Origin of the sequence: Dietzia sp. DQ11-38-2 (assembly GCF_014145055.1) — a bacterium.
Classification (GTDB): Bacteria; Actinomycetota; Actinomycetes; order Mycobacteriales; family Mycobacteriaceae; genus Dietzia.
This window is the reverse complement of the sequence record NZ_JAALDW010000007.1, coordinates 1-10,291: the sequence shown is the minus strand read 5'-3', so window position 1 is coordinate 10,291 and position 10,291 is coordinate 1. Positions and strand designations below refer to the sequence as shown.

The 10,291-nt window shown below is 70.1% G+C and carries 11 protein-coding genes and 1 pseudogene; all 12 read left to right on the top strand.

Translation table 11 applies throughout. From position 1 onward, the window contains the following. A pseudogene (locus tag G6026_RS00300) lies at positions 1–183 on the top strand (methylamine utilization protein); the annotation flags it as partial. Between the two features lie 235 nt (positions 184–418). Then, on the top strand, positions 419–2,506 hold the full coding sequence (gene thrS / locus G6026_RS00295) for a threonine--tRNA ligase (protein WP_107758098.1): 2,088 nt from the start codon (positions 419–421) through the stop codon (positions 2,504–2,506). After that, positions 2,503–3,081, top strand: a complete 579-nt coding sequence (locus G6026_RS00290) for an HIT domain-containing protein (protein WP_107756559.1) — start codon at positions 2,503–2,505, stop codon at positions 3,079–3,081. Before thrS ends, G6026_RS00290 begins: the two co-directional genes overlap by 4 nt. A gap of 13 nt (positions 3,082–3,094) precedes the next feature. Beyond that, positions 3,095–3,739 carry a phosphatidylinositol phosphate synthase gene (pgsA, locus tag G6026_RS00285; protein ID WP_107756558.1) on the top strand — a complete coding sequence of 215 codons (645 nt, stop codon included), beginning with the start codon at positions 3,095–3,097 and terminating at the stop codon, positions 3,737–3,739. Then, positions 3,736–4,644, top strand: coding sequence for a phosphatidylinositol mannoside acyltransferase (locus tag G6026_RS00280; RefSeq protein WP_107756557.1), 909 nt, complete (start codon positions 3,736–3,738; stop codon positions 4,642–4,644). The genes pgsA and G6026_RS00280 overlap by 4 nt, the downstream gene beginning before the upstream one ends. 7 nt (positions 4,645–4,651) lie before the next feature. Further along, a complete protein-coding gene (locus tag G6026_RS00275; protein WP_107756556.1) occupies positions 4,652–5,767 on the top strand; it encodes a glycosyltransferase family 4 protein in 1,116 nt (371 codons plus the stop codon). Then, complete coding sequence (locus G6026_RS00270; RefSeq protein WP_182611900.1) at positions 5,757–6,389, top strand: NUDIX hydrolase; 633 nt, start codon at positions 5,757–5,759, stop codon at positions 6,387–6,389. The genes G6026_RS00275 and G6026_RS00270 overlap by 11 nt, the downstream gene beginning before the upstream one ends. Positions 6,390–6,484: 95 nt before the next feature. After that, a complete protein-coding gene (gene pdxS / locus G6026_RS00265) occupies positions 6,485–7,390 on the top strand; it encodes a pyridoxal 5'-phosphate synthase lyase subunit PdxS (RefSeq protein ID WP_107756554.1) in 906 nt (301 codons plus the stop codon). Positions 7,391–7,397: 7 nt separating this feature from the next. After that, positions 7,398–8,276, top strand: a complete 879-nt coding sequence (locus G6026_RS00260; RefSeq protein ID WP_107756553.1) for an acyl-CoA thioesterase II — start codon at positions 7,398–7,400, stop codon at positions 8,274–8,276. Next, positions 8,273–8,890, top strand: coding sequence for a pyridoxal 5'-phosphate synthase glutaminase subunit PdxT (gene pdxT / locus G6026_RS00255; protein WP_107756552.1), 618 nt, complete (start codon positions 8,273–8,275; stop codon positions 8,888–8,890). Before G6026_RS00260 ends, pdxT begins: the two co-directional genes overlap by 4 nt. Positions 8,891–8,971: 81 nt before the next feature. After that, entirely contained in the window at positions 8,972–9,724 is a 753-nt protein-coding gene (locus G6026_RS00250; RefSeq protein ID WP_107756551.1) for a YebC/PmpR family DNA-binding transcriptional regulator, read from the top strand. 59 nt (positions 9,725–9,783) lie between these two features. Then, the coding region (ruvC, locus tag G6026_RS00245) for a crossover junction endodeoxyribonuclease RuvC (RefSeq protein WP_182611899.1) at positions 9,784–10,291 on the top strand (508 nt) is incomplete at its 3' end.

Below are 10,291 nucleotides of genomic sequence, written 5' to 3'. Positions count from 1 at the left end.
TTCGCCGCCGTGTCGGTCGGCCGATGCGGGCCGTCGGTCATGGCGATCGTGCACCAGCACCGCGGCGGCACGATGGGTGACTTCCTGCTCAAGTGCATGTCCGCGGACCGGCTCGTGCAGCTCGCCGCGGGCTCTGGCCTGCTCGCCCTGGCCGGGTTCGGAGCCGCGGCTCTGGCCATGTGACAGCGGCGCCCACCAGGAGTGCCCGCGGGGCACCCGGTCCGTCACACGGGCCGGGTGCCCCACAGGTGCGTGAGCGTCCCGGTACGTCCGCCCGAGGCGGTCCGGGACTCCGGGAGCCGCCGGGTAGCATGGACCGGCCCGGGTCCGTCGTCGGAGTTGGTGCGCCCATCACGGGTGGCCCGGAGTCACCCGTCGTCCACTGCCGAGGAGATCGCCCCCCGTGTCCGAGAACCGCATGCCGGAAGCCGACGTCGACGCGACGGGTGCGGGCACCGTGACCACGACCGTCATCCCGGCGGGGGAGCCGGCGGGCAAGATCCTCGCCGAGCGGGAACTGCAGGTCAGGAGTGGGCCCGGCACCATCGTGGTGGTGCGCGACCCGGGTGGCGCGCTGCGCGATCTGTCGTGGGTCCCCGAGGTGGACACCCAGGTCGAACTCGTCCGTGCGGACACTGAGGACGGCAGGTCCGTCATCAGACACTCCTGCGCCCACGTCCTGGCGCAGGCCGTGCAGGACAAGTTCCCCGAGGCGAAGCTGGGGATCGGCCCGCCGATCGAGAACGGCTTCTACTACGACTTCGACGTGGCCGAACCGTTCACCCCCGAGGACCTCAAGGACCTCGAGAAGCGGATGAAGAAGATCATCAAGTCGGGCCAGCGGTTCGCCCGGCGCGAGTACGCCTCGCTGGACGAGGCCCGCGCCGAACTCGCGGGCGAGCCCTACAAGCTCGAACTGGTCGAGGACAAGGGCCGGGCCGACTCAGGCGACGCCGGGGGCGCCGAGGCGCTCGAGGACGCGGAGATCATGGAGGTCGGGGCGGGAGCGCTGACCGCGTACGACAACCTCAACCCTCGGACCGGCGAGGTGATCTGGTCGGACCTGTGCCGGGGGCCCCACGCACCGACCACCAAGTTCATCCCCGCGTTCACCCTCACCCGGTCCTCCGCGGCGTACTGGCGCGGGGACCAGAAGAACGCCGGCCTCCAGCGCATCTACGGCACGGCGTGGGAGAGCACGGAGGCGATGGACGCCTACCTCGATCGCCTCGCCGAGGCGGAGAAGAGGGACCACCGCCGGTTGGGTACCGAGCTCGACCTGTTCAGTTTCCCGGACGAGATCGGGTCGGGGTTCCCGGTGTTCCACCCGCGCGGCGGGATCATCCGCAACGAGATGGAACAGCACTCCCTACGCCGCCATCTCGCGGCCGGGTACTCGCTGGTCAACACGCCCCACGTGACCAAGGGCGACCTCTTCCGCAAGTCCCAGCACCTGAGCTGGTACTCGGAGGGGATGTTTCCCCCCATGGTGCTCGACGCCGAGTACGACGCCGAGGGCAACGAGACCAAGCCGGGTCAGGACTACTACGTCAAGCCCATGAACTGCCCCATGCACAACCTGGTCTTCGACTCCCGCGGCCGCTCCTACCGCGAACTGCCCCTGCGGATGTTCGAGTTCGGCACGGTCTACCGCTACGAGAAATCCGGCGTCGTCCACGGCCTCACCCGCGCTCGTGGATTCACTCAGGACGACGCCCACATCTACTGCACCGAGGAGCAGATGGAGGGCGAGATCGCCTCCGTCCTGTCCTTCATCATCTCGCTGCTGCGCGACTACGGACTCGAGGACTTCTACCTCGAGCTGTCCACCAAGGACCCCGAGAAGTACGTCGGGGGCGACGAGATCTGGGAGCGGGCCACCGAGACGCTCGAGCGGGTCGCCACCCACTCCGGCCTCGAGCTGGTCCCGGACCCGGGCGGGGCGGCGTTCTACGGCCCCAAGATCTCGGTCCAGGCTCGGGATGCGATCGGACGCACCTGGCAGATGTCCACCGTGCAGCTCGACTTCAACCTCCCCGAGCTCTTCGATCTCACCTACAACGCCGCCGACGGCACCAAGAAGCGTCCCGTGATGATCCACCGGGCACTCTTCGGTTCGATCGAACGATTCTTCGCCGTCCTGCTCGAGCACTACGCGGGGATGTTCCCGGCGTGGCTGGCCCCCGTGCAGGTGGTCGGGATCCCCGTGGCGGAGGCCCACGAGAAGCACCTCGAGGACGTGATCGACGAGCTCCGGGGCCGGGGGATCCGCGCCGAGCTCGATCTGGCCGACGAGCGGATGCAGAAGAAGATCCGCACCCACACGACCGGCAAGGTCCCGTTCATGCTGCTGGCCGGCGACCGGGACGTGGAGGCGGGGGCGGTGAGCTTCCGGTTCCCCGACGGCACCCAACTGAACGGGGTCTCGCGTACCGCCGCGATGGACAAGATCGGGTACTGGATCAACTCGCGGCGCAACGACGTGCCCACCGCGGAGCGGGTGTGACGCCCCGGGAGCCGATCCGGTCGGACGGCTACCGCCAGTACGGGGCGGGGGAGGACCGTCTCCAACGGCTGTGGACCCCGTATCGCATGGCCTACATCGCGGAATCGGCGCCCCCGCCCGTCGAGGGCATGACGGGGGAGCCGTTCCTCGACATCCCCCGGATGAGTGACGAGGACGGTCTGGTGGTGGCCCGCGGAGCGGCCGTCTACGTGGTCCTCAACCTCTACCCCTACAACCCGGGGCACTCCATGGTGGTGCCGTACCGCAAGGTGGCCGACCTGGAGGATCTCGACGACGACGAGTCGCGCGAACTCATGTCCTACACGCAGCACCTCATCCGGGTCATCAAGGCCGTGTCCCGGCCCGATTCCTTCAACGTGGGACTCAACCTGGGCAGTGCCGCGGGGGGATCGCTGTCCGGCCATCTCCATCAGCACGTCGTGCCGCGCTGGATCGGGGACGCCAACTTCATTACCGTGACCGGCGACACCAAGGTGCTGCCGCAGCTGCTCCGCCAGACCCGACAGCTCCTGGCCGAGGCGTGGTCGACGGTGCCCGGTCCCGACCGCACCTGATTCGGGGGAAGAGATGCTCAGCGAGTTCGGAAGGTCGGGCGTCACCAAGGTGGCGCACCCCTTCGCGGCGTTCCTGGTCCGGATCGGGGTCACGGCCAACGGCATCACCCTGACCGGGCTCATCCTGACCTGCGCGGCGGCGGTGGTCCTCTTCGGCAACGGCCATCTGGTCGCCGGGGCGATAGTGATCGCCCTGTGCACCCTGCTCGACCTGGTCGACGGCGCGGTCGCACGGGCGGGAGACGGCGGGTCCCCGTACGGCGCACTGGTCGACGCGGTGTCGGACCGGGTGGCGGACGGCGTCATACTCGCCTCCCTGCTGTGGTGGCTCGTGGACGGGCGCCCCGACGACAAGTACGCACTCGGCATGCTGCTGGCCTGCCTCGTGCTCTCGCAGGTGGTCTCCTATTCCAAGGCGCGTGCGGACGCCGGCGGACTGCGCACGCCCGGTGGCCTCATGGAACGCGCCGACCGTCTGGTGTTGATCCTCCTCGGCGCCGGGCTGGAGGGACTGGGGGTGCCCTGGGCCCTCTCGGTCGCGCTCACGGTGGTGGCGGTGGGCAGCCTCGTCACCGTCATCCAACGGGTGTGGGGCGGGCGGGCCGACTACCTCGGGCGGCCCGACCGGCTCGAGTCACCGTCGGCGGGCGACCTGTGACCCGCACGGGCCAGCGCCTCTCGGACCTCGGATACGCCGCGGGGTGGGCTGTGGTCCGCGCGCTTCCCGAACCGGTGGCGCGGGCCCTGTTCCGGGCCGGGGCGGATCTCGCCGCCCGACGTCAGGGCGAGGACTCCCAACTACGCCGGAACCTGTCGCGGGTCCTCGGCGTCGAGCCGGCACAGGTTCCGGACGACCTCATCCGGGACTCCTTCCGGTCCTATGCCCGTTACTGGCGGGAGGCGTTCCGACTCCCGTCGATGGACCGCGAGGCGGTGGCCCGCGAGATGGATCGGACCATCGAGGGCGTCGAGCATCTCGATGCGGCGCTCGCCGGGGGCCGCGGCGTGATCGTGGCCCTCCCGCACTCGGCCAACTGGGATCTCGGCGGGACCTGGCTGGCCCGCCGGTACGGCACCTTCGCGACGGTCGCGGAGAGGTTGGAGCCGGAATCGCTGTACCAGCGTTTCCTGGCGTACCGGGAGAGCCTGGGCTTCACCATCTATCCGCACACCGGTGGCCCGACGCCTCCGTTCGAGGCGCTGCGCGAGTTCCTCGCCGGGGGCGGGATCGTGTGCCTGCCCGGCGAGCGCGACCTGCGGCACACCGGCGTCCCCGTCACCTTCTTCGGTGAGACCACCCGCATGCCCGCCGGGGCCGCGAGGCTCGCGGTCGAGACCGGGGCCCCGCTCCTTGTGGCGCAGTTCTGGTACCCCGACGAGGAGACGATGCGCGTGCGGATCACCCCGCCCGTGGACGTCTCCGGGGGCGTCGAGGCGGGCGTCCAGGCGATGGCCGACCTGTTCGCCGAGGGGATAGCCCGTCACCCGGCGGACTGGCACATGCTCCAACCCCTCTGGCTGGCCGACCTGTCCGCCGACCGCCGCGCACGGATCGAGGGTTGATCGACCCGTGCGCATCGGCATGATCTGTCCCTACTCCTTCGATGCGCCGGGGGGCGTCCAGGCGCACGTGGTGGACCTGACCGAGGAGCTGCGTCGGCGCGGCCACACGGTCCGGGTACTCGCTCCCGGTCGCGCCGAGAACGCCCCAGTGTCCGGGATGACGCTGACCGGCCCGGGGGTGCCGATCCCGTACAACGGGTCCGTGGCCCGGTTGAGCTTCGGCCCGGCGGCCTGGCGCGCGACCCGTCACTGGCTGCGTGACGAACCGCTCGACGTCTTGCACATCCACGAGCCCAACGCGCCCGGGGTGGGGATGTTCGCCCTGGCCATGTCCTCCGGGCCCATCACGGCGACCTTCCACACCTCGACCACGAAATCGATGATCCTCGGTGCGGCAGACGGGGCCCTCGCGCCACTGCTGGAGAAGATCCGCGGTCGGATCGCGGTCTCGACCCTGGCCCGGCGGTGGCAGATGGAGGCCCTGGGGTCAGGCGCGGTGGAGATCCCCAACGGGGTCGACGTGTCGGCCTTCCGCGGGGTCGACGCCTCCGCCGAGTACAGCGACTCACCCACGGTGGCCTTTCTCGGACGCTACGACGAACCGCGCAAGGGTATGGACGTGCTCGTCTCCGCGCTCCCGGACGTGCTGCGGGCCGTGCCCGGCCTCCGGTTGCGGATCATGGGTGACGGCGACGAACGGGCCCTGCGCGCCCGGTTGCCGTCAGTCCTCGATGTGGAGTTCCTCGGCCGGGTCGACGACACCCGCAAGGCCGCGGTACTCGCGGCGGCGGACGTCTACTGCGCCCCCAACACCGGCGGCGAGAGCTTCGGGATCGTCCTGGTGGAGGCCATGGCCGCCGGGACCGCCGTGGTGGCCTCGGACCTCGACGCGTTCCGCCGTGTCCTGAGCGACGGGGAGTGCGGAGAACTCGCCCCCGTCGGGGATCCCGACGCCCTGGCCCGCGCCCTCATCCGTGTCCTCGGCGACTCCTCGCACCGCGCCGATCTGTGCGCCCGCGCGTCGGAGGCCGTCCGGGAGTTCGACTGGCCGGTCGTGGCCGAGCGCGTGATCCGCGTGTACGAGACCGTCCGCGCCCCCGGGGAGACGCTTCATGTCCGCTGAGGTCGTCCTCGTCGTCGTCGTACTGGCCCTCCTGCTGATCGCCGCCCTGATCACCGCCTACGTCACCGCCCATCGTCTCGACCGGCTGCACATCCGGACGGATCTCGCCCGGGCGGCCCTGATCGGCGCGCTGGAGCGCCGCCACACGGTGACCGCGGCGATCATCGCCGAACTGGGGGGCAGGGACCCCGTGGCGGCCCAGCGTCTGTCGCACGCCCTCGTGCGGGCTCGGGCCCACCCCTCGGACACCGTCACCGGGACCGACCCCCGTCCGGAGCCGGCGCCGGACAGGCCCGGGCGATCCGGTCGGGCCGGTCCGCCAGGCCCGCCCGGTCACGGAGGTCGGCCCCCTGAGGACGGTTCCCCGGACACTGAACGGGCGGAGAACAGCCTCGGCACGCTGCTGGCGGGGCTTGACGTGGCCGCGCTCCCGGCCGACCTCGCCGCAGAGCTCGAGGACGTGACCGACCGGGTGGCGATGGCCCGGAGTTTCTACAACGACGCGGTCCGCGACACGAGGAACCTCCGCGAGCAGGGCACCGTGAGAGCGTTCCGGCTGGCGGGACGCGCACCGATGCCCGACTACGTCGAACTCGTCGACCACCCACCTGCGGGAGGCTGACCCCGCACGGTGGGGCGGCGGTTGGGGAACCGAGGTCAGGGCGACCTACACTGGACGCCTACCACGAGTCATCGACGCCAGGAAAGGCCTATTTCGTGAGCGAGCCGCAGTCCACCGAGAACACCACCGGAACCGCACGCGTCAAGCGAGGTATGGCCGAGATGCTCAAGGGTGGCGTCATCATGGACGTCGTGACCGCCGAGCAGGCGAAGATCGCCGAGGACGCCGGCGCCGTGGCCGTCATGGCCCTCGAGCGCGTCCCCGCCGACATCCGCGCCCAGGGCGGGGTCGCGCGGATGAGCGACCCCGACCTCATCGACGGGATCATCGACGCCGTCTCCATCCCCGTGATGGCCAAGGCGCGCATCGGTCACTTCGTCGAGGCACAGATCCTCCAGGCGCTCGGCGTGGACTACGTCGACGAGTCCGAGGTCCTCACTCCGGCCGACTACGCCAACCACATCGACAAGTTCGCGTTCACCGTCCCGTTCGTCTGTGGTGCGACCAATCTCGGTGAGGCGTTGCGGCGCATCACCGAGGGCGCGGCGATGATCCGGTCCAAGGGGGAGGCCGGCACGGGCGACGTCTCCAACGCCACCACCCATATGCGCAAGATCCGCCAGGAGATCCGCCGCCTGCAGAACCTGCCCGAGGACGAGCTCTACGTGGCGGCGAAGGAGCTCCAGGCGCCGTACGAACTGGTCAAGGAGGTCGCTGAGAAGGGCAAGCTCCCCGTGGTGTTGTTCACCGCCGGCGGCATCGCCACCCCCGCCGACGCCGCGATGATGATGCAGCTCGGCGCCGAGGGCGTGTTCGTCGGGTCGGGCATCTTCAAGTCCGGCAATCCCTCCGAGCGCGCCAAGGCGATCGTCAAGGCGACCACCTTCCACGACGACCCCGAGACCCTGGCGACCATCTCCCGCGGTCTGGGCGAGGCCATGGTGGGCATCAACGTCGACGACATCCCGGAGCCGCACCGGCTCGCCGAGCGGGGTTGGTGACCCTCCGGTGGCCAAGATCGAGGACATCCTCGCGATCGAGCGGATCGACCGCGACCTCTACCGCGGTCACGCGATCGAGACCCATCTGCAGCGCACCTTCGGCGGTCAGGTCGCCGGCCAGACACTGACCGCCGCGGTCAGCACCGTCGACGACGACAAGCACGTCCATTCCCTCCACGGGTACTTCATCCGGCCGGGGGTCCCGTCTGCACCCACCGTCTTCCAGGTGGACCGGCTACGGGACGGGCGGAGCTTCGCCACCCGGCGGGTCACCGCGATCCAGGAAGGTGAGCCGATCTTCTCGATGTCGGCCTCCTTCCACCTCCGCGACCAGGAGGGGATCGAGCATCAGGACCCGATACCACAGGTCATCGATGCCGAGGAGATTCCCGCGCCCCGGTACGAGGACCTGGACGAGACCCACCGCGTCTTCGTGGACGAGTGGGCGCAGTGGGACATCCGGATGGTGCCTCGCGAGAAGCTCCGCGGATCGTCACAGTTCGCCTCCCAGCAGCGGGTGTGGTTCCGATGTGTGGACGAGCTGCCGGACGACCCCAACTTCCACGTCTGCACACTCGCCTACATGTCGGACATGACCCTGCTCAGCTCGGCGAAAGTCATCCATCCTGACGAGCCGACCCAGGACGCCTCGCTGGACCACGCCATGTGGTTCCTGCGCCCGTTCCGGGCCGACGAGTGGCTGCTGTACGACCAGACGTCACCGTCCGCCTTCGGGGGCCGGGCCCTCACCCAGGGTCGCATCTTCGACCGCACCGGGCGCCTCGTCGCCGCGGTCACCCAGGAAGGGCTGTCGCGTCGGCTCCGGGAGGGCGCGCAACCCTTCCCGGTGGACATGTCGGGCGGCACCGACCCGGACCGAGGGTGAGCGCGTCGGGCCGGCCCCGGATCGGTGTGCTCGCCCTCCAGGGCGACGTCGCCGAGCACCTTCGGCACCTCGAGACCGTCGGCGCCGAGGCCGTGACGGTGCGCCGCCGATCGGAACTCGACTCCGTCGACGGACTGGTGCTCCCGGGCGGTGAATCGACCGCGATGAGCCGCCTGTTGGACGTGTACGAGATGTACGAGCCGGTGTCGGAACGCATCGCGGACGGTATGCCCGTCTACGGCTCGTGCGCGGGCATGATCCTGCTGGCGTCACTGGTGCTCGACACCCGCCCCGACGCCACCTGGTTCTCCGCCATCGACATGACGGTCCGACGCAACGCCTTCGGCCGGCAGGTCGACTCGTTCGAGGCCGACCTCGTCGTCGACGCCCTCGGCCCCGACCCGCTGCGCACCGTCTTCATCCGCGCGCCCTGGGTGGAGAGCGTGGGACCGGACGTCGACGTCCTCGCGGGCGTCCATGCGTCGGACGGCCGGGAGCACGTGGTCGCCGTGCGCCAGGGCAACGCCCTGGCCACCTCGTTCCACCCCGAGGTCACCGACGACGTGCGCGTCCATCGGTACTTCCTCGACATGGTGACGGCGGCGACCTCGTAGAGTGGGCCGTCAGCGGCACCTGTAAGTCACCCGGAGGTCATCCAGGCCTCATCCCCAGACACCCGGAGGGCGGAACTCCCCATGTCAGGCCATTCCAAGTGGGCCACCACCAAGCACAAGAAGGCGGCGATCGACGCCAAGCGCGGAAAGCTCTTCGCCAAGCTCGTCAAGAACATCGAGGTGGCGGCCCGCACCGGTGGTGGTGACCCCGACGGCAACCCGACGCTGTTCGACGCCATCCAGAAGGCCAAGAAGAACTCGGTTCCCGGCGACAACGTCGAGCGGGCGCGTCGGCGTGGTGCCGGCGAGGAGGCGGGCGGCGCCGACTGGGAGACCATCATGTACGAGGGCTACGGGCCCAACGGCGTGGCGATGCTGATCGAATGCCTGACGGACAACCGCAACCGCGCGGCGATGGAGGTCCGGACGGCCATGACCCGGGGCGGCGGCAACCTGGCGGACCCGGGTTCCGTGGCCTACCTCTTCACACGGAAGGGCGAGATCATCCTGGACAAGGGCGATCTCGAGGAGGACGACGTCCTCATGGCGGTGCTCGACGCGGGGGCCGAGGAGGTCAACGACCTCGGCGACCGCTTCGAGGTCATCTGCGAACCCACCGACCTCGTCCAGGTCCGGTCGGCCCTCCAGGCCGCCGGGATCGACTACGACTCGGCCGAGTCGGTCTTCCGGGCTTCCGTAGAGGTGACGGTCGACGCAGAGGGGGCGGGGAAGATCTTCCGCCTCATCGATGCGCTCGAGGACTCGGACGATGTCCAGAACGTGTACTCGAACGTCGACGTACCGGACGACGTGCTCGCGTCGCTGGAGTCCTGAGGAGCCTGGCGCTGGTACGCTATCGAACGTAGGTTCTATCACCGATCGGCGGAGGTTCGATGCGCGTCATGGGAGTGGACCCCGGGCTGACCCGGTGCGGTCTCGCGTTGATCGAGACCGCACCCGGTCGCGGCGTCACCGCCCTCGACGTGGACGTGGTGCGGACCAGAACGGACGAGCCCGTCGAGCGCCGCCTCCGTGCGGTGCACGAGGTGGCCGACGAGTGGATGGCCATCCACCGCCCCGACGTGGTGGCCATCGAGCGGGTCTTCGCCCAGAACCAGGTGTCCACCGCGATGGGCACGGCGCAGGCCGCCGGCGTCGTGGCCATGGCCGCGGCCTACCGGGACATCCCGGTGGCGTTCCACACCCCCTCCGAGGTCAAGGCGGCAGTGACCGGGAGCGGTCGCGCCGATAAGAAGCAGATGACACTCATGGTCACGCGGATACTCGGCCTGCAGAAGCCCCCGAGCCCGGCCGACGCCGCCGACGCGCTGGCGCTGGCCGTCTGCCACAGCTGGCGGGCGCCGATGCAGGGTCGGGTGGCCGCCCTCGACGCCCAGGTGT